The 20,092-nt window shown below is 58.6% G+C and carries 17 protein-coding genes; 10 read left to right on the top strand and 7 right to left on the bottom strand.

The features are described from left to right. The first annotated feature begins 49 nt into the window (after window positions 1-49). On the top strand, window positions 50-931 hold the full coding sequence (locus QWJ34_RS16915; RefSeq protein ID WP_302729615.1) for an AraC family transcriptional regulator: 882 nt from the start codon (window positions 50-52) through the stop codon (window positions 929-931). A gap of 348 nt (window positions 932-1,279) precedes the next feature. On the opposite strand, the gene QWJ34_RS16910 is transcribed toward QWJ34_RS16915, so the two are convergent. Together QWJ34_RS16910 and QWJ34_RS16905 are read right to left on the bottom strand one after the other, a co-directional pair. Further along, the gene (locus QWJ34_RS16910; RefSeq protein ID WP_302729614.1) at window positions 1,280-1,786 is read right to left on the bottom strand and encodes a hypothetical protein; all 507 of its coding nucleotides are present in this window, start codon (window positions 1,784-1,786) and stop codon (window positions 1,280-1,282) included. Window positions 1,787-2,079: 293 nt separating this feature from the next. Then, window positions 2,080-4,527, bottom strand: coding sequence for a glycoside hydrolase family 31 protein (locus QWJ34_RS16905; RefSeq protein WP_302729612.1), 2,448 nt, complete (start codon window positions 4,525-4,527; stop codon window positions 2,080-2,082). A 388-nt stretch (window positions 4,528-4,915) separates the two neighbouring features. Here QWJ34_RS16905 and QWJ34_RS16900 point away from each other — a divergent pair, with 388 nt between their 5' ends. Beyond that, entirely contained in the window at window positions 4,916-5,680 is a 765-nt protein-coding gene (locus tag QWJ34_RS16900) for a TspO/MBR family protein (RefSeq protein ID WP_302729610.1), read from the top strand. Between the two features lie 1,070 nt (window positions 5,681-6,750). Here the strand turns inward: QWJ34_RS16900 and QWJ34_RS16895 are convergent. Continuing rightward, window positions 6,751-7,140, bottom strand: a complete 390-nt coding sequence (locus QWJ34_RS16895) for a RidA family protein (RefSeq protein WP_302729608.1) — start codon at window positions 7,138-7,140, stop codon at window positions 6,751-6,753. Between the two features lie 164 nt (window positions 7,141-7,304). Continuing rightward, window positions 7,305-8,699 (bottom strand): ATP-binding protein, encoded by a 1,395-nt coding sequence (locus QWJ34_RS16890; RefSeq protein ID WP_302729607.1) that lies wholly within the window; start codon window positions 8,697-8,699, stop codon window positions 7,305-7,307. Window positions 8,700-8,950: 251 nt separating this feature from the next. Between QWJ34_RS16890 and QWJ34_RS16885 the strand changes: the two genes are divergently transcribed. From QWJ34_RS16885 to QWJ34_RS16875, 3 genes are all read left to right on the top strand, one after another. Continuing rightward, window positions 8,951-9,808: a carbon-nitrogen hydrolase family protein gene (locus QWJ34_RS16885; RefSeq protein ID WP_302729606.1), complete on the top strand. Its 858-nt coding sequence runs from the start codon at window positions 8,951-8,953 to the stop codon at window positions 9,806-9,808. Window positions 9,809-9,859: 51 nt separating this feature from the next. Continuing rightward, window positions 9,860-10,588 carry a GNAT family N-acetyltransferase gene (locus tag QWJ34_RS16880; RefSeq protein WP_302729605.1) on the top strand — a complete coding sequence of 243 codons (729 nt, stop codon included), beginning with the start codon at window positions 9,860-9,862 and terminating at the stop codon, window positions 10,586-10,588. 109 nt (window positions 10,589-10,697) lie between these two features. Continuing rightward, window positions 10,698-11,366, top strand: coding sequence for a GNAT family N-acetyltransferase (locus QWJ34_RS16875; protein WP_302729604.1), 669 nt, complete (start codon window positions 10,698-10,700; stop codon window positions 11,364-11,366). A gap of 127 nt (window positions 11,367-11,493) precedes the next feature. Here QWJ34_RS16875 and QWJ34_RS16870 read toward each other — a convergent pair whose 3' ends face one another. Both QWJ34_RS16870 and QWJ34_RS16865 read right to left on the bottom strand, forming a co-directional pair. Further along, entirely contained in the window at window positions 11,494-11,751 is a 258-nt protein-coding gene (locus tag QWJ34_RS16870; protein ID WP_302729603.1) for a hypothetical protein, read from the bottom strand. Window positions 11,752-11,886: 135 nt separating this feature from the next. Beyond that, on the bottom strand, window positions 11,887-12,114 hold the full coding sequence (locus tag QWJ34_RS16865) for a CsbD family protein (RefSeq protein ID WP_302729602.1): 228 nt from the start codon (window positions 12,112-12,114) through the stop codon (window positions 11,887-11,889). A 363-nt stretch (window positions 12,115-12,477) separates the two neighbouring features. On the opposite strand from QWJ34_RS16865, the gene QWJ34_RS16860 reads away from it, so the two are divergent. The 5 genes from QWJ34_RS16860 to QWJ34_RS16840 all read left to right on the top strand — a co-directional run bounded on the left by QWJ34_RS16860 (window position 12,478) and on the right by QWJ34_RS16840 (window position 18,622). Beyond that, window positions 12,478-13,410, top strand: coding sequence for an FMN-binding protein (locus QWJ34_RS16860; protein WP_302729647.1), 933 nt, complete (start codon window positions 12,478-12,480; stop codon window positions 13,408-13,410). Between the two features lie 141 nt (window positions 13,411-13,551). Then, the gene (locus tag QWJ34_RS16855) at window positions 13,552-15,426 is read left to right on the top strand and encodes an FAD-dependent oxidoreductase (protein ID WP_302729601.1); all 1,875 of its coding nucleotides are present in this window, start codon (window positions 13,552-13,554) and stop codon (window positions 15,424-15,426) included. Window positions 15,427-15,611: 185 nt separating this feature from the next. Then, window positions 15,612-16,043 (top strand): hypothetical protein, encoded by a 432-nt coding sequence (locus QWJ34_RS16850; RefSeq protein WP_302729599.1) that lies wholly within the window; start codon window positions 15,612-15,614, stop codon window positions 16,041-16,043. 2 nt (window positions 16,044-16,045) lie between these two features. Next, window positions 16,046-17,026: a polyprenyl synthetase family protein gene (locus tag QWJ34_RS16845; RefSeq protein ID WP_302729597.1), complete on the top strand. Its 981-nt coding sequence runs from the start codon at window positions 16,046-16,048 to the stop codon at window positions 17,024-17,026. A gap of 1,113 nt (window positions 17,027-18,139) precedes the next feature. Continuing rightward, window positions 18,140-18,622, top strand: a complete 483-nt coding sequence (locus tag QWJ34_RS16840) for a heme-degrading domain-containing protein (RefSeq protein WP_302729595.1) — start codon at window positions 18,140-18,142, stop codon at window positions 18,620-18,622. A 307-nt stretch (window positions 18,623-18,929) separates the two neighbouring features. On the opposite strand, the gene QWJ34_RS16835 is transcribed toward QWJ34_RS16840, so the two are convergent. Continuing rightward, window positions 18,930-19,847 (bottom strand): hypothetical protein, encoded by a 918-nt coding sequence (locus QWJ34_RS16835; protein WP_302729594.1) that lies wholly within the window; start codon window positions 19,845-19,847, stop codon window positions 18,930-18,932. Window positions 19,848-20,092: the final 245 nt, after the last annotated feature.

Here is a 20,092-nt window from a genome sequence, read left to right as displayed (position 1 = left end):
GCGGCGGCCGGAACATTAATATGGAGACATGAAAGGACGGGGAAGCCCAATGGACTGGAACGAGCGGATGAACGCCGCGCTGGATGATATCGAGAACCGCTTGACGGAAAAGATTTCGTACAGGGAAGCGGCGGCGCGGGCCGGCTGTTCGGCGCAGCATTTTCAGCGCATGTTCGCCTTTATGACGGAGATTCCGCTGTCGGAATATATCCGCAGGCGCAGATTGACGCTGGCCGCGTTCGACCTCCAACACAGCGCGATCAAAGTAGTGGATGTCGCGCTCAAATACGGCTACGAATCGCCCGAAGCGTTCGCCAGGGCGTTTCAGAATTTGCACGGGACAACGCCCAGCAAAGCCCGCAGCGAAAAGACCGCGCTCAAGGCGTATCCCCGGCTCGCCTTTCAATTCACATTAAAAGGAGTGGCCGAAATGAATTACAGACTGGAACGGGCGGAAGAGTTTCGCATCGCGGGCAGGGTCGAAACGGTAAACACGGAACGGGCTTACGAAGAAATCGGGCCGCTGTGGGCCAAAGCGGGAGAAGAAGGTTTGTTCGGCCGGCTGTGGAAACTTCGCGACGAAGACAGCCCTGTGCGCGGCATTCTGGGCGTGCTGGCCGACGGGGAGTGGGGACGGGGCGAAACGTTCGATTACTACTTCTGCGTCCCGTCGAAAAAAGAAGTACCGGCGGATCTGTCGGCGCTGACCGTACCGGACGCGCTCTGGGTCGTGTTCGACGCGCCCGGCACGCCGGACGGCCTGCCGAATATCTGGAAAAGAATGTACACCGAATGGCTTCCGTCCGCGCCGTACGAGCTGGCGAACGTGCCCGCGATCGAATGCTATCTGCCGCCGGAAGAGAACCGCAACGAACTGTGGATACCGGTTGTGCCGCAAAAGGAAAGGACAGCGGAAGCCGCCCAGCTCTAACGGATCGCCTATCCTTTAGAACGCTTTTTGCGCAGCAGCCAGATTCTAACGGATCGTACAGACACTCAGCCGCCGAAACACCGCTCGCTCCACCGTCAAACACAGCCTTTTCGCGACTAAGCGTTCTCTCGATCCGTTAAAACTTTCGATCGACCGGATCCGAGCGCTAAGCGCCGCCTCGATCCTTTAGAATTAGAATTTGCGCCGCTCGCCCGCAGCCCGCAGCCGAAACAAGCGCGGCAGCCGGCCGATACGACCCGAATACAAAAAAAGCCGGCGCGGCAGGCGTTCGGCTTTTACTTTTTCCAAAATGCGATTATTCTCCGGTTCGTCCCGTCCAAACCCCGCTCAACCGATCTTCCCCCGGGCTTCCACCAGTTGGACCACCCAATCGTCGAACGCGCAGAATTCGCACTCTTCGATCCGCAGCCCCGGCGAGATCTTGGGATCGAACACGCCGTACCGATCTTCGCGCTCGGCTTCCGGACGGAATCCGCCGAAGCAGCCGGTTTTGGGAATCGACACCGCCGGCAGCAGCTTCGGGAACAGATCGTCCCCGCGGCCGTCGAATACTTTTTTCGAAAAGTCCGCAATCTCGTCCGGCGCCAGAATCTCGATTCCCGGACTGAGCGGCCCCATAAACAGTTCGACCACGCCCACCCCGATCAGGAAACGTCTGTACTCGGCCGGAAGCTGTATGCCCGCGCGCCGCTCGAACGCGTCCAGCTCGTCCGCCGGAAACGTCCGCCGCCGGGCGAACCGGTACGACTCCCCGTTGTCCAGCTCGATAAAGTCGCCGCCGCTCGCCCGAATCCATGCGTTTATCTGGTCGTACGCTTCGATGATTTTCCACATAGGTCTGTTCAGCCTCCGCTTCGGAATGTTGGACGTTGCTTATGTACGATCTTTTTGCCGCGGTTTCTCGATGGTTTCCCCTCTATCTTGCCATATGCCGGGCTTGCTTCGCTACGTCCCGCGTCACACAAGCGCCAAACGCGGCAAAAAAACCGGAAGCGGTTCTTCGCGAACCGGCTCCGGCTTGTTTGTCACGGATCGCGATTGGGTGGTAAGGCGGTTTGATTGTGCGGCGATCCGGCTGCGGCGGGCAAGCTCTCCTTGCTGCGCCGCAGCTGGCAGTCCGTACTCCTTCACCCTTTCAGCTTAAACACCGCTCCCTGCGTCGTATCCTGCACCTGAAGCGTCAGTCCGCCGGTCTGCTCGTCGAGGAACCAGCCTTCCTGGCCGTGCTCCGCTTCTTCCGCCGTCAGCTCGCTCAGCCCTTCGATCTCCGACGGTTTAAACGGGGTGCAGACGAGCGCGAAGCGGATCAGGTTGCGATTGGCGCGGTAGCCGCTTCGGTCGTACCGGTAGCTCAGCGTCAGCCCGTCCTTTTCTCCCGTCAGCTCGAACACGATCGTCGACGACACGCCGCTCGTATAGTCGAAGCTGCCGCCGTCGTCTTCATAGAGCGTGTACGACGTGCGGAAGCCCGGCTCGGCGGATGCTCCGTAAATGCGCAGCGTCAGCGTCTCGTCGGTGCGATCGTCCGCGTACAGCTTCGGCGTGCCTTCCGCGATCACCGCGCCTTCCTTGACGTACATCGGCATGATGCTGAGCGGCGCGTGCGCCAGGATATGCCGGCCGCCTTCCAGCGTTTCGCCGGTCCAGTAATCGATCCAGCGCCCTTCCGGGAGATAAACGGCGCGGTGCTCGGTGTCCGGACGGTACACGGGCGCCGCGATCACGTCGCTGCCCACGAGGAACTGGTCGCACAGATTCGTGACGTGCGGATCGTCCTGGTATTCCAGCAGCAGCGGACGCATCGGCGGCAGGCCGGTCTCGGACGCTTCGTGGAACAGATTGTACAGATGCGGCATCCAGCGGTAGCGCAGACCGATATATTCGCGCAAAATGCCTTCGATCTCCGGCCCGAACGACCACGGCTCCTGCCGCAGCGTGCCGATCGACGAGTGGTTGCGGCAGTACGGGAACAGCACGCCCATCTGCGTCCAGCGCACCAGCAGCTCGGCCGACGTATGGTGCGCGAAGCCGCCGATATCCGGTCCCGCGAACGCGAGGCCCGACAGCCCCATATTGAGCACCATCGGCATGGCGAGCGCCATATGTTCCCAGAAGCTGCGGTTGTCGCCCGTCCAGACGGCCGCGTAGCGCTGAATGCCCGAGTAACCGGCCCGCGTCAGGACGAAAGGCCGCTGGCCGCCGAGATTGCGCTTGAGTCCTTCGTACGTCGCTTTGGACATCAGCATGCCGTATAAGTTGTGCAGTTCTTCGTGCGTTTTGGGATCGCCGTTGTTGCCGTGCATGACGTCGAGGTCCATCGTTTTGGAAGCGTTGAACACGGCCGGCTCGTTCATATCGTTCCAGATGCCGGCGATGCCGAGGTCCGTGTAGTATTTGTGCAGATCGCCCCACCACTCGGAAGTTTCGTCGTTCGTAAAGTCCGGAAACGCGCTCGTGCCCGGCCAGACGTCCCCGTAGAAAATATCGCCTTCGAGCTTGCGGCTGAAATGCGCTTTCTCCACGCCTTCGCGGTAAGCGGCGTATTTGGGGTCTTTTTTGACGCCGGGATCGACGATCGGGACGATGCGGATGCCCAGTTCGCGCAGCTCGGCCATCATGCCTTCGGGATCGGGAAAGCGCACGGGATCGAACGTAAACACGCGGTACTCGTCCATGTAATGGATATCGAGATAGATGACGTCGCACGGGATTTCTTTTTCGCGGAACGTCCGGGCCAGATGCAGCACTTCGTTCTGGTTCATGTAGCTGTAGCGCGACTGATGGTAGCCGAGCGCCCATTTGGGTGGCAGCGCGATCCGGCCGGTCAGCTCGGTATAGCTGCGCACGACGCTTTTGAGTTCCGGGCCGTACACGAAATAAATATCGTAGTCGCCGGTCGAGCAGCCGATCGTATACGCGATGCCGTGCGAGCGCATATCGAAGTCGGTGCGGCCGGGATTGTCGAGAAAAATGCCGTACGCCGCTTTGCCGTGCATATGCATATGGACGAGCAGCGGAATCGATTCGTACAGCGCTTCGATCTCCGGCATATGCGGCGCGTAGACGTCGGTGTTCCACATCGTATAGCGCTCGCCGCGTTTATCCAGGAAACTGGCTTTCTCGCCGAGCCCGTAGAAATGCGAATCGCCCGGCATATCGTACACGGAATGGATCGCCCCGCGCGGATTCCAGCTAATCGAATTCTGGCGAGCGATCAGCCGTTCTTCGCGGTCGAACACGGACAGCGCCGACGACTGCTTCTCGATCTCCAGCACCAGTTGACCGCAGCTCAGCTTCCAGGCGGTCTCGCTTTCTTCGATCTGCGCTTCCAGCGGATCGCCTTCGCGCGGCAGCACGGCGATCGTGGTGGACAGATCCGGTTCTTTGCCCATAAACAGCTTCATCCGGAACGTCTCTTCGCTTAGAAAAACGAACGCCAGCGACGCCCGTTCGCCCCGGCAAACATAAATTCCGTTCATGTGCTCCAGACCGAGCGTGCGCCCGATCGTTCCCCACGCCTCCTGCACAATGATCGGTCCTACGCGGTCGGGGTGTATGGCTTCGCTTGTATCCATATCGGCATCATCTCCTTGGGTTCCGGCCGCTTCTTCCGCTGTGTGGCGGGGAACGGCTCCGGTTGGTCGGTTTCGTTTTTCGGCAAAAAATTGCGTATGATCACATACTTCACCCGTATTTTGCCGGATGAACGAGCGCGGCGGCCGGTTTACGCTTTTTTTATAGGGCAAACGTTTGCACAAAAGAGTGTAAAGACCTCTTTTTTCGGCTTGCGGCGGCTGTCCGCTTGTTTGAAACCGTTATCTTCATGATCGATTATGCCATCTTTGCTCGCTCGCCGCAATCCGAAATTTCGGCGCTGCCGGGTGCGCGGGCGGGAATTTGGGGTATAAGTGCTCATAACCGTTATGACCCACAGGTCATTTTTCGGAAAGGAGCTTGCACTTCATGTCTACCCGAAATCCGTACAAATGGCTGAACGTCGTCCTGCTTATCGCGGTACTTGCGGTAAACGCGCTGTCCGTCCTGCTTCCGCTCGGCGGGCGGGACACCGGCGAAATCTCGGACATGTACAAAAATCTGCTGACGCCGGCGGGCTACGCGTTCTCGATCTGGTCGGTCATCTACGCGCTGCTGATCGGCTTCGTCGTCTACGCGTTCGTGGCCGAACGCAAACGCCGCGTATCGGCGGCCGCGCCCGGACCGCTGTTCGCGGCGAGCTGCGTGCTCAATATGGCCTGGCTCTTCGCCTGGCATTACCTCTATACCGGGCTGTCGGTAATTATTATGCTGCTGCTGCTCGTTACGCTGATTCTGGCGTATCGGCGCACCCGCCTCGAAGGCGAACGGGCGGAGATCGCGGACATCCTGTTCGTCAAAGTGCCGTTCAGCCTGTATCTGGGCTGGATCAGCGTGGCCACGATCGTCAATATTTCGGCTTTTCTCACCAAGCACGACTTCGGCGAATTCGGGCTCGGCCATACCGGCTGGGCGATCGTCATGCTGGGCGCGGCGGTGCTGCTGGCGGTATTCATCGGCTTCCGCTATCGCGACTGCGTGTATCCGCTGGTGATCGCATGGGCGCTGCAGGCGATCTCGGTCGAGCAGGCCGATGCGTCGCGGGCCGTGCAGATGACGGCGATGTGGGCGGCTGTGGGCGTGGCGGCGTTTGCGGTGTGGATGTTTGTGAGGTCCCTGGTGGATCGGGACTAGCAGCTTGTTTCACTTAAATATCAGGCTTTCATTCGGCTGAACTGCACACGGTTTAGGTGCAATTCGGCCGGGCGTAACCGAAGCTCTGATTGAAACAAGTCGCCCGGAGGCGCGGGACTCGCCTCTGGGAGCGTGGAGTTAGGGGGAGCGTCTTGGAGGGGGCTCGGCGGTGGGGGCGGACGTTTGGGCTCCCCCGCTCGCTAAAACCGGGAAATTCCGATTGGTGGAAGAGCCAGTGGGGATTTCCCGGTTTTAGAAGGCGGCCGCTCCGCTGTTCGCCTCAAACGTCCGCCCCTGCGGAGTCCCGCCGCGAGGGTGGGCCGCTCCGCCCTTCGCGGGCTCCGCAGGGCGGTCGCAGGAGCGGGACGCGCCCGAAGGGCGTCCCGCTCCATGCAGGGGTAGGGCGGAGGGCGAGGCTGCCGGGCGCCTGCGTTTCCCGGCGGGAAGCGGCCGCTGGGCGTGGGGGCGGAGCAGCGGCGGCCGAGGCGCGTCTGGCTCCGCGGAGGGCAGGGGCGGAGCGGCGGCGGCCGGGGGGCCTGGCTTCGCGGACTGCGGCGGCGGCGGAGCGGGACTGGGCCCGCGAAGTCCGAGGGGCAAAAGCCGGCTGGCTTTCTTACGTTGCTGAAAAGGCAGCGTAGAGGGCTTATATCGATTGTTTTCAAAGTTACGTTGACTTTTCGGCAATGTAGAAATCCAAAATGGGTGAAATCGGAGCAATCTCCCTCCGTACGTTGCATAAAAAGCAATCTGGCTCGTTCGATATCTGCAAATCCTCTTCTACGTTGCAGAAAAGTCAATCTGGCAAAGGCATAACAGGCGGCAGGGCCAGTTCGGCGGCGGAGTATTCGGGCGAGGCGTTGGGTTCTGCAAGTTGTATCGGGATTATTCCGCTGTCGGCCATCTATATGAGAGTTTGCTCCTTGTAATCAGTATCGCTCAAGCAGCAAAAAAACCTCCTTCCCGCTTCGAAGCGGGAAGGAGGTTTTTTGTATGCGCACTGCGCGGAGCTGGCACTAAGACGTTCCGTGACCCTTTAACGGGCTGCCGGGTAATTGTATGACGGCTTCGGCTTAAACCGACGCCAGCGCGATAACTTCGATCTCGACCAGCGCGTCTTTGGGCAGACGGGCCACTTCGACGGCGCTGCGGGCCGGGTAAGGCTGGCTGAAGAAGCTGCCGTACACGGCGTTGACTTTGGCGAAGTCGTTCATGTCTTTGAGGAAAACGGTCGCTTTGACGACTTTGTCGAGGCCGCTGCCGGCGGCTTCGAGAATCGCTCGCACGTTATCGAGCGACTGCTTGGTCTGCGCTTCGACGCCGGACGGGAATTCTCCCGTTTGCGGGTTCAGTCCGAGCTGGCCGGAGGCGAAGATAAAAGGCCCGGCGGAAACGGCCTGCGAGTAAGGGCCGATCGCGCCCGGCGCCTGGTCGGTGGAGATTGGTTTTTTGCTGTTCGGCATATGATCCCATCCTTTGGCTTGAATTCGAACCGCCGCCCTCCGGCGCGTGCCGGACAGGGCGGCGGATTCCGTTTGCACATACAGACAGTTTAAGCGGTCGGACCGCGTCAATCAAGCCGCGGCCGCGAAAAGTCCGGGCCGCGCCTTCTGTCCGGCAAACCCGTTCAAAGCAGCGGCAGGAACAGCGAGAACGTGCTTCCTTTGCCTTCGACGCTCTCCATGCGGATAAATCCGCCCAGCAGGCGGGACAGATCGCGGCTGATCGACAGGCCAAGGCCCGTGCCGCCGTACTTTTTGCTGATGGTGACGTCGGCCTGCTGGAACGCTTCGAAGATCGTATAGTGCTTCTCGGCGGCGATCCCGATTCCCGTGTCGCGCACGGCGAATACGAGCCACTCCCCTTTGAGCTGCGGCTCCGACGCCCGGTAGACGCGCAGCTCCACGCCGCCTTTTTCGGTAAACTTGAAAGCGTTGGACAGCAGGTTGCGCAGGATTTGCTGGAGGCGCTGCGGATCGGAATGAATCACCTCGGGCAGATTGTCGTCCACGCGAATATCGAAGGCAAGCTGTTTGCGCTGCGCCGTCAGTTCGAAGTAAGGTCCGACCCAGCCCGGCACCTCGAACAAGCTGATATCCTCGCTCGAAATCTCCAGTTTGCCAGCTTCGACTTTGGACAAATCGAGAATATCGTTGATAATCTTCAGCAGATCCTCGCCCGAATGGAAAATCAATTCCCCGTAGCGCGCCATTTCTTCGCTCGGCGTGTCCTCGGCCGAATCGGAGATAAACTGGGCCAGGTTGATAATGCTGTTCAGCGGGGTTCGCAGCTCGTGCGACATATTGGCCAGAAATTCGGATTTGTACTGGGAAGCGAGCAGCAGCTGCTTGGCCCGGTCTTCCAGCACGATCTTGTTCTTGCTCAGCTCTTCCGTCTGCTTCTGGAGCAGCCGGTTCGCTTCGGCAAGCTGGATCGTTCTCTGCTGGTCTTTCTGGAAATCCCGCAGCATAAAAGCGAAAGCGGCGCACAGCACGATACTGGTCGGCAGCGCGTAAGGTACGATATGCGTCCAATAATACGCTTTCGGAATTACGCCGAAGATCGTGATATTCACGCAGTTCAGCAGGTTGATGATCCCGATTGCGATCGCGGCCTGAGCCGGGAATCCGAACCGGCTGCGACGAAGCCACACATTCAGCAGAGCGCCGGCAGCGCCCAGGATCGTCAGGTTGATAAACCCGGCCATGGCCGCTTCGCTCCACCCGAACGCAAAACGGGTCAGCCCGATGCCCAGTCCCACCATAAACACGATCGTCGGACTCCGGTAAACGAAGATCGCAATCAGCAACGGAACGATGCGCATGTCGAAAATAACATCTTTCGTAAGCTGGAAACCGAACAGCGTGGCGATCCACCCGCCCGCGATCAGCAGCAGCACCGATCCGATGTATTTGAAGCCGGCCGGCATGCGATAAATGGCATACTTATAGAGTAGATTTGCAAGATAGGCGCACGTAATCAGCATGGCCATATTTTGCGCAAACATTTTCGAAAATTCCATCTCTTCGCCTCAATTTCCCGAATCTTCCGTTCCGGCGGTCTTTGTTTGAATCGCACTTTGTCCCATCATACCATGAAGTTCCGGCGGGAAGTGCGTTTTTCAAGTTTCGAACGTATGATCTTTTAATTCTATACGCAATACAATATCTGTCAAGGCAGGCACGGGGTTGGTGAGCGTCCCGCACATTTGTTATGATGGTGCCAGCGTCGGACTACCGCGCAGAATCTCGATGCCGTATAAGGAGGATTCCCATGAAAATACGCGCAGCCGCCGTGCAGTATCATCTGCATACGATCGCTTCGTTCGGCGAGTTCGCCGCGCAGGCGGAGCATTATGTAAAAACGGCGCAGGAGTTCGAAACGGAATTTCTGCTGTTCCCCGAGTTCTTCACGACCCAGCTTCTGTCCATCCCCGGCGAAGACGGGCTTGCGCAGGGCATAGAGCGCCTGCCTGATTATACGCCGGAGTACACCGATTTGTTTCGCCGCCTGGCCGCCGACTCCGGCATGCACATTATCGCCGGAACGCATGTGGTGCGCCGCGCAGACAAACTGTACAATACCGCGCACCTCTTTTTCCCGGACGGCCGGATCGAAACGCAGGAGAAAATCCATATCACGCCGACCGAAGCGCACGAATGGAACATGGCGCGCGGCGACGGTCTTTCGGTATTCGAAACGTCCAAGGGCAGGATCGCGCTGCTGACCTGCTACGATATCGAGTTTCCCGAGATCGTCCGCATGGCCCGCGCAAAAGGCGCCGACGTGATCTTCTGTCCGTCCTGCACGGACGACCGGCACGGTTTCCACCGCGTGCGCTATACCTGCCACGCCCGCGCGATCGAGAACCAGGTCTACGTCGTGACGACCGGCACGGTCGGTTCGCTGCCGACGGTCGACTTTATGCGCGGCAACTTCGGACAGGCGGCGGTCATCTCGCCGAACGACGTCCCGTTCCCGCCGCGCGGCATCGTGGCCGAAGGCGAGATCAACGACGACATGATTATTGCGGCCGATCTGGATCTCGAACTGCTGAACGAGGTGCGCGAAAAAGGCTCCGTGACGACCTGGCGCGACCGCCGCACCGATCTGTATACGGATTGGTCTTAGACTTTTTTTCAAACCCGCCGAACCCGGCTTTCGCCGAAAGGAGGAAACCTTATGAATCAGGCGGACTTTTCTTCCTATGAGAAAAGCTGCTTCGTTTATCGCGACAACAAACCGGAGCGCCTGACGATCCGCAATTACCGCGAAGACGATATCGAAGCGTTGATCCGGATTCAGCGCGAATGCTTCCCGCCGCCGTATCCGTCCGAATTGTGGTGGAACCGCGAGCAGCTGCTGAATCATTTGCGGCGGTTCCCGCAGGGCATGCTGTGCGCCGAGATCGGCGGAGCGGTCGTCGGCTCGCTGACCACCATGATCGCGTCGATCGACTTAACGGCTCCCGACCGGCTCCGGCACACCTGGGCCGAAATGACCGATAACGGATATATCGGCACGCACGCCCCGGATGGTAATACGCTTTACGTAGTGGATATCGGCGTTTCTCCGTCCGCGCGCGGATTGGGGCTGGGCAAGCAGATGCTCCAGGCGGCTTACGAACTGGTCGTCGAACTGGGGCTCGACCGGCTGCTGGGCGGCGCGCGCATGCCCGGTTACGGGCGGGCCGCGGCCGAACTGACGCCGGAAGAGTATGTCGAGGCGGTGCTGAGCGGCGAACGACGCGATCCCGTCGTCGGCTTCCTGCTGCGCTGCGGGCGTCTGCCCGTGGCCGTGGCACGGGACTATCTGGACGACGAAGAGTCCGCCGGCTGCGCGCTGCTGATGGAATGGCGCAATCCGTTTCGGCATTCCGCAGACGTTCGTCCGGATGCGTTCCCTCTATAATATAGACCTGTCAACATAGGCATATGGGCTGTACGAAATTTCTTTGACGGCACGGCGGCTTTTCTCAATTACTTGTCTCGATTAAACGAGGATACTCGGAGGGATGGATATGGAATACATTCGCGTCAACGATCTTGACGATCCGCTGTTCGCCGGGCTGCACCGGCTGATGAGCGAAATTTTCCCGCCGGAGGAAGTGCTGGCGTTCGAACTGTGGCGGGAGCCGCTGCGGGACCCGGGCATCCGCGTCTTTGTCGCGGTGCACGCAGGCGAAGTGGTGGGCGCTACGGAATACCGCTACTATCCGGAAGACGATATTGCGATGACCGACTTCACGATTATCGGGCGGCCGGGTCTGGGCATCGGTCCTTTCCTGGCGAAGCGGCGCGAAGCCGATCTGCAAAGCCTGGCCGCCGCAGCCGGCGGAACGCTGAGCGGCATGTTCGCGGAGATCTACGATCCGTACCGCTCCGGCGATCACGAATTCGGCGGCGTGAAGCCGATGGACCCGTTCGTGCGGCGCGAAGTGCTGGCCCATCTCGGCTACCGCCGTCTCGACTTCGCTTACGTCCACCCGTCCTGGCAGGGAGACGGCGAAGCGGTCGGCGGACTGGATCTGTGCTTCCTTCCCTACCGGGAAACGCCTTCGCTGCCCGGACCGTTCGTCGCCAAATTTCTGCGCGCGTACTACAGCGTGCTTGAGCCGAAACCCGCGCAGTGGACGGAAATGGTGCAAGCGCTCGAACGCCGGAGCGGCGTAGATCTGCTGCCTCTGTAAAAGCGTAACCAGCCGAAAGGTTCGCGGCGAAGATCGATGGCCGCTTTCCCGCCGTCCGCGGGGTACCCGCATACACTCGTATTCCCAGAGCGGCGCCTGTTCACGCAAAAAAGTGCTTTCCGCGCCGTCAGGCGCGAAAAGCACTTTTTTTGTGTCCGTGTCCCGGACGATGCGAGAACAGAGGCTTTTTCAACTTGGGAAGGATAAACGGTTCGGCCGCCGATTCGGTCGGACCCTGAAGGACCTCCCCGTCCGCGGCTTCCTCGCCGGCCGGCATCGCATAGTAACGCAGATGATAAGAACTTACAACGTCTCCCTGCACCGTGATGACCGTGTCTCCCCGCCGCTCGACGACCCTGCCGGATACGATATAAGATTCGTACATAACCGTCCCTCCCTTTTGCGAGTTCGATCTTGGTTGTAAAAGAAAAAGCGCCCCGTTCCCCGCTTTGCGTTAGCGAACGCCGAGGCGGATCAACGTGCCCGCCGGGCGAAAAAGCGGCGTCGAGAACGGAATCTCTTAACGATCGCTTCCCGTCGTGAGCGCGGACGCCCAGGACTTATATTCGAGTTCCGCCGATTCGGCGTCGTGTCCGTATCGTTCGCGCACTTTTTCGATGAGCCTTTCCTTTTCTCCATCGATATACGTCAAATCGTCTTCGGTCAGCTTGCTCCACTGTTTCTTCGCTTCGTCGCGCGTCTGGTTCCATCTGCCTTTGATTACTTTGGTTTCGATCGGATTCGTCATGAGGCTCACTCCTTACTGGATTGTATATCCGTTCAATTTTAAATTACCCGGCCTACTTTATGCTGAATCCCCGCCTGCCTTCTCAGGGAAACCCCTTACTTTTTCATTTTGCCTGAGTCTTTATGCCTGTTTGCTTGATTGTGAGACATTTGCCACATACTTTGTGATTTTTGTCACTTGAATACTTCAAATTGTATGTTATTCTTTGTACGAAAACGATGACGGAAGCAAAGAATCACCCGGACATCGTCCTCCAGCCGCAATGTTTTGAATGGATGAAGCCGGCCGGACGTGATCGTTTTCGGAAAACCGATGATCGTTTAAACGGTTCATTCAGACAAAACGGAGGGGTAACGAATGAAAATGAAAAGCTGGTCCGTCCTGATGTGCAGCATCCTGCTGATGGGTACGCTCGCCGCGTGCGGAAACAAAACGGAAGACGCGCAAACGGCAACGACCGACAAGCCTGCACAAACGGAAACGAAGACCGAAACACCGGCAGCCGAAGAACCGGCGGCGGAAGAGCCTGCGGCCGAAGAACCGGCAGCCGGGGATCTCCAGGACGGCATGTACTTCGCTCAGGGCGACATGGATGAAGAATCCGGCTGGCAGCCTTACGTGATTCTGCAGGTTGAAGGCGGCAAGATCGCCGACGCTACCTGGAGCGCAACGAGCATCAACGCCGGACCGGACAAGAAAACCTACTCCGAAGAAGGCAAATACGGCATGAAAGCCGGCGGCGCTTCGTCCGAATGGCACGAACAAGCCGAGAAAGTCGAACAGTACCTGATCGACAACCAAGACCCGGCGAAGATCACGACCGATGCCGAAGGCCATACCGACGTCGTTTCCGGTGTATCCGTTCACGTGAATGATTTCACGAAACTTGCCGAGGAAGCTCTGGCGGCCGGTCCGGTTGAAGCGGGTCCTTACAAAGACGGCGCGTACCATGCGGAAGCCGCGGACTTCGACGCCGAAAGCGGCTGGAAAGAAACAGCCGACGTGACCGTCGTAGCCGGCAAGATCGCAGCGGTTAACTTCAGCGGCGTGAACAAAGACGGCGACGACAAGAAAGCCTACTCCAAAGACGGCAAATACGGCATGAAAGAAAAAGGCGGAGCGCAGGCCGAATGGCACGAAGAAGCGCAAAAAGCCGAACAATACGTGATCGAGAAACAAGATCCGGCCGCCGTCGAAACGAAAGAAGACGGAACGACCGACGCAATCAGCGGCGTAACGATCCATGTCGCTTCGTATCTCCAACTGGCCGAACAAGCCCTGAAAGACGCAAAATAAGGGATTGCCCTAAAAATGAAGTGCCGATATACTAAACATAAGTCTTTAATTTGAAACATTGGACAGGCTTGGGCTTTTTGTTTCCTTATCATTCAAACGAAAAGCCCGCAAAAGCCGTCCATGGAAAGGTTGGTTCATCTGATGAAGAAGATAGTCATACTGGGCGGAGGTTACGGCGGCGTTCTCACTGCGAAAAACCTGGCCAAAAAATTCAAGAAAAACAACGACGTACAAATTCAGCTCATCGACCGCAATCCGTACCACACGCTGCTGACCGAACTGCACGAAGTCGCGGCTAACCGGACGCCGGAAGATTCGATCAAGATCGAACTGAAAAAGATTTTCGCCGGCCTCAAGGTTGACGTCGTACTCGACGAAATCGAGAACATCGACTTTACCGCGCAGTCGCTGCAGGGCCAACAAGCTTCCTACTCGTATGACTATCTGGTTATCGGTACAGGCTCCAAACCGACCTTCTTCGGCATCCCTGGCGCGGAAGAGAACAGCTACACGCTCTGGTCTTACGACGACGCCGTCGTGCTCAAAGACCGGTTCCGTCAAATGTTCGACGAAGCCGCCAGAGAATCCGATGCGCAGATCCGCCGCGAGAAACTGTCTTTCGTCGTGGTCGGCGCCGGCTTTACGGGCGTCGAACTGATCGGCGAAATGGCCGAATACCGCAGCGAACTCTGCCGCGAATTCTACATCGATCCGTCCGAAGTGCGCATGATCGTGGCCGATATGGCGCCGAAGATCCTGCCGCTGCTGCCGGATAAGCTGATCGCCAAGTCCGAGCGCTACCTCAAGAAGCTCGATATCGAAATCATTACCGGCAAGCAGATCACCGGCGTATCGGAAACGGGCGTCGATCTGAGCGGACAAAAACTGACTGCGCGCACCGTGATCTGGACCGCGGGCGTCGAAGGCGCGGAAATTCTCGACAAGCTCGACGTACAGCAAAAAGGCCGCAAACGCATCGAAACGAACGACAAGCTGCAAAGTCTCGATCACGAGAACGTGTACGTCGTCGGCGACAACATTTTCTACATTCCGGAAGGCGAAGAGCGTCCGGTTCCGCAGATGGTCGAAAATGCCGAGCACGCCGCTCCGCTGATCGCCAACAATATCGCGGCCGATATCAACGGCGGCGCGAAGAAATCGTACAAACCGGCTTTCCACGGCATGATGGTCTCGATCGGCAGCCGCTACGGCGTCGCAAGCGTCGGCCTGCCGGGCAAATTCTTCTCGCTTACCGGATTCTTCGCGATGTTCGCCAAGCACGCCATCAATATCCTGTATCAGTTCTCCGTAGCCGGCTTCGCCCGGGTCTGGACGTACCTGATGCACCAGATCTTCCATGCGCACGATCGCCGTACTTTCGTGGGCGGACACTTCTCGAAGCGTTCCCCGAACTTCTGGCTCGTACCGCTGCGCATCTTCGTCGGCTGGATGTGGCTGCACGAAGGTTGGGACAAGCTGCAAAAAGTCATCGATAATCCGAGCAATATCTTCCTGATTCCGCCGGACCCGAACGCGGACGTCGTCAGCGCGGCTTCGGAAGCCGTGGGCAATGTCGCCAACGCGGTCGACGCCCAGGCAGCCGCTTCGGCGGTCGAAAACGCCGGCCAGGCGGTACAGGCGATTCCGGTACCGCACTTTATCTCCAACATCGTCAGCTCGATGATGGACCTGATGTTCTACACCGGCGACGGCGGCTACACCTGGCTCGCCACCGCTTTCCAAATCGGCATGGTTGCCGCCGAAATCATCTTCGGTCTGATGCTGATCGCCGGCCTGTTCTCGGCTATCGCCTCGATCGCAACGATCGGCATGGGCCTCATGATCTGGTCGTCCGGCATGGCGCCGACCGACATGTGGTGGTACTGGTTCGCGGCATTCGCCCTCATCGGCGGATCGGGCAGCATCTTCGGCCTCGACTACTACGTTCTGCCTTGGCTCAAGAAACACTGGAAGAAAACGTGGTTTGCTAAACGCTGGTATCTTCATACGGACTGACGGCCGACTTTGCGTTTTGGGCGGGGTCATGTGCAGCTAAAAACGCACATGGCCCCGCTTTTTCTATTCTGCAATTTTGCATAATCAACGAAATTGTTTCATAATGTGGAGGAATCCAAGTGAACACGGTATATAAGCCACACACGCCGATTCGGTATTTCGTCAGTCCGTCAAGGGGTGCCTCAATGAACGACAACTTTATCCGGGAAGCACTGGAACGCCTGGAGGCCGAGATCGATCCGGTCACGCGAATCCGGCTGAATCCGGAGCGTGCCGTGCTGGACGAGGCTCTCTCCGCCTTTGAACGCCGCGGCATCGAACCGCTCCGGCGTTCACGGCTGCTGGCCGTCTATATCCTGCTCTCCTCCGCTCTGGAACGGCATGCCGCTCCGCTTGCGCTCGAAGACGCGGATCTGACCCGCCGCATCCTGGACGGCGATTATTTATACAGCCTGTACATCCAATATACGCTCAAATGCAAAGAAGAACCGCTGCTCAAAGCCATGTCCCCGTTCGTCAAAAAGATCCAGATCGCCCGCGCGCTCGGCCGGACCGGAGAAATCCGGCTGCTGCCCGTGTTCGAGCAGGTGCTTGCGGATCTGCGGGAAGGGGCATAGCCATGGAACTGCACAAAACGCTGGGAATCGACCTGCGGCGGGTGGAACGCGAAATGAAGCGCATCGTCAAGTACGACAACGACGTGCCGCCGAACTCCGAACTGGAGCGTTCGCTGCTGCAAACGATCGAAGCCGGCGGCAAACGGCTGCGGCCGATGCTGGTCATCGTCGGCAGCCGCTTCGGGCCGCGGGCCGACGATAACCGCATCGTCCAGCTTGCCGCCGCCGCGGAGTTCATCCACACCGCTTCGCTGATCCACGACGACCTGATCGACCGTTCTCCCCTGCGCCGCGGCGAACCTTCGCTGCATACGCTGATCGGTCCGGCCAAAGCCGTATACGTAGGCAACTACATGTCCGCCCGCGTCGTCGAACTGCTGTCGCAGGCCGACGAGCAGGCGGGCGGCGGCCGGGAAAGCTTTACGGCCGTAGCCACCGCCGAGCTGTGCCTCGGCGAGTACGAACAGCTCGAACACGCATACGACTATTCGCTCAGCCTGGACGATTACCTGCTCAAGTCCAAGCACAAAACGGCCCATCTGATGGCCGTTTCGCTCGAATTCGGCGCCCGCGCCGCCGGCGCCGACGAAGACCTGTGCCGCAGCCTGTACGCGTTCGGCGAGCACCTCGGCCTCTCGTTCCAGATCCGGGACGATCTGCTGGACTTCACCGCTTCCGAGCAGCAGCTCGGCAAGCCGGCCGGCAGCGACCTGCTCGGCGGGCAGGTCACGCTGCCCGTGCTGTACGCCCTTGAAGACCCGGCGCTGGCCGCCGAGATCCGCGCGGTGGGCCCGCATACGCGGCCGGAAGACATCCGGCCGCTGCTGGACGCGATCCGCGCGAGCGGCGCTCTCCGCCGCGCCGAAGAATTCTGCCGCGCCGAACTCGAACTCGCGCGCCGCATCGCCCTTTCGCTGGGCGGCCACCCCGCCCACGCGGACCTCTTATCGCTCGCCGATTACTTCGGCGGGCGGAAATATTAAAGCAGGGCCGGCGATAACTTCGCCGGCCTTGTTTCGTTGAGAATGTTTTTGCTGCGCGTTTCGTGGAGAGGCTTGTTCGATTGAGAGAATGGAGATTGTTCCGGAGAACGCCCAATACAAGCCTGCCGCAAACGAGAAACCAAAATAACGGCACAGGTACAACTATTTGAAGCAGAAAGGCGCCCGATTTTAAAATAAGCGCACCGGTACACTTATTTCCGGAAAAACGTCGGCCCCGGTCCAAAAACCAACGAAATAAATGTATACACGACGTTATTTGCAAGAAAAGCTGGAATCCGGAGAAAATAAGTGTATACAGGATGCTATTTTCTGTTGGACTTCCGATCCGTCAACCGATTTTTTCCACTGCCTGCATATATGCGAATGAGCCTGACCGGCGATAACTTCGCCGGTCAGGCTGTTGAGAAAGCCGGGTATGGTTCCAAACAGAAAATAGCGGCACAGGTACACTTATTTGGGGCGAAATCCTTCGATTTCTCCAAATAGCGACGCAGGTGCAGCTATTCGGAGACCAAAGACCGAATCGAAGCGCAAAAGCTCGAAATAGATGTATGAGTGCAGTTATTTGCTCGAAAACGTAAGATAAAGCCGGAATAAGGGCCTATACGCAGCTATTTGGATTCTTCTTGCCGCTGGCTTTATTTGTTCAGCCCTTTCCCGACCTTTCCTTCCAATTGAACCCGCCTAAATTAGGTTTACATCCAATCGTTTCTCGACAATCCGACCGGCGATAACTTCGCCGGTCTTTTTGCGCCGCTCCGCAGGAGCCGGCGCTTTAAGCGATGCTCCGCCAAGAGCGAGCCCTCCTCCACACCAGCGCGATGCTCCGCCAGGAGCGAGCCTCTCCCTCCACACCGGCGATGCTCCGCCAGGAGCGAGCCCCTCCCTCCACACCGGCGATGCTCCGCCAGGAGCGAGCCCTCTCCCCCACACCCCCGGACTCGCTATTTGCTTTTGGAACGACTTTTGGCTTTCCGAAGGAAAACAACCCGGAGAGACAAAAGGAAATAGCGAGTCCCCCGTCGAATTAACTCCATCACCCCCAGCCCAACCCCTCAATCAGCCAACAATGAAGGAGCCATACGATTAACGATGACCATGACCGACGAAGCACGTCTGCTGCAAATGAAAAACGAAGAAGAAGAACTGCGCTTTCCCGCTTTCGACGCGGATACGGCGCTTGCGCTCGGCGTGGCGCTGATCGACGAAGCCCGCCGCAGCGGCAAAGCCGTCACCGTCGATATCACGCGCGCCGGACACCGTCTGTTTCTGCATGCGATGGAAGGCACTTATCCCGAGAACGAAGATTGGATTCGCCGCAAAAACAATACGGTAGGCCGCTTCGCCAAAAGCTCCTGGCATACCGCCCTGCTGCTGCGCGGCGAAAACAAAACGCTGGAAACCGACTACGGCCTCAGCGGCGGCGATTATGTACTGGCCGGCGGCGCTTTTCCGCTGATCGTTGCCGGAGAAGGACAGATCGGCACGATCACCGTATCCGGCCTGCCGGACCAGGAAGATCACGATCTCGTCACCGCCGGGATCCGCCGTTTTCTGTCGGAGCCGCAGGACTGAGCGGACGCGATCGGTTTCCGCTGGCGGACAGGCTACCGGTATCTCCCTGCTGCCTGTCCGCTTTGCGCCGCCTTTACGCCTTCTCTCCAGGCGCCTCATCGAAATTGTTGCATAAGCGCATCATTTTCGTGCTTATCAACCCGGTTTATCAAAAATGTTGCGAGGATACATCATTTCCTTCCCAATCGCCGCCCTTGAGCGGAACCCGGAAGAAAACGATGCGCCTCCGCAGCATTTTTCGTTTTACAGCCTTTTTATCGCGAAAATAAGTACCTCTGAAACGTCGCGACTTCCCTCCGTCTATCGCTCATCCCTTTTCGTCCCAGCTATTCTTTCGCGGCGCAAACGCGATATAAATCGCAAACAGCAGCGACAGCGGAACGGCAGCGGCGCACAGGCCGGCCAGCGTATGCGATTCCGCCGAGCCTTCGAGCAGCCGGCTGCGCAGCGCGTCGCTTCCCGCATATCGCGACAGAAGCAGCGCGGCGATCATCGCCGCCGCTTCCGCCAGCACAACCCGAAAGGTTCTGCGTCCGCCGCCGCTCAGCGCAAACGCGGCGAGCAGCAGCGGTTCGGCAAGCGCGCTTCCGATCAGCAGCCTATGCAGCTTTATGCCGATATCCGACCAGTCCGTATTTTGCAGCATCCGCTGCGTCTCCTCCCGATCGAGAAAAACCAGTCCCGCCGCGCACAGCAGCATCGTCAGCAGAACGACGACGTGCATGCTTTTTAGCCAAACCAGCGCAGACTTGTCCGATTCCGCCGGCACTTCCCGCAGTTTCCACAGCAGCAAAGCAAGCAGTATTGCAGCGGCCCAAGCCGTAAACGCCGGATAGGCCAGCAGCGCCGACATGACCAAAGAATCCGCAGCGTATCTCCAGAATGCGATATTAATGTCGTCCAGCAGCAGATAAGCGCCCCAAAGCGTCAGCAGGATCAGCATATATACCGCGACGAACCGCGGCGGCCTGCGCACTCCCGCCAGCGCCGCCGCAATCAGCAGCAGCCCCTGGATCATCAAGACCAGGTTCATGGCGGGCGTTTGCAGCAGCCGATCCCAGACGTCCGAAGCCATCGGGTCGGTAAGCTTGCGATACACCCAACCTGCGTTCGTCACGAACATAAAAGCCAGCACCGGCAGAGGGAAAAAAGCCAGCAGGCCAATCCGCTGAATAAGCGAATACGGCGAATATCCCGCGGAACGCTCGGCACGGACAAAGCGCATGGTTCACAGACCTCCCTCCGGCAGCCGGCCGACAGCGCGCCGTTTCTAAGCCGCCTCCGGTCCGCCAACGTTATTTTTCGGACAAAAATATAAATAGAATAATAAGTCGTTATCCACTTTAACCCATTTCCTGTAACTTTCTAATCACCAAACGATTTCTGCGCACAAAAACTCCGTACCCATCCGGTACGGAGTCCGCTTTTTATCCGGCGCGCCGAAGATTCGCTTCCCGCGGCACGCCTCTG

It is taken from the genome of Saccharibacillus sp. CPCC 101409 (assembly GCF_030518235.1).
In the GTDB taxonomy this organism is placed as follows: Bacteria; Bacillota; Bacilli; order Paenibacillales; family Paenibacillaceae; genus Saccharibacillus.
The sequence above is the reverse complement of the archived record's forward strand: the minus strand, read 5'-3'. Positions and strand labels throughout refer to the sequence as shown.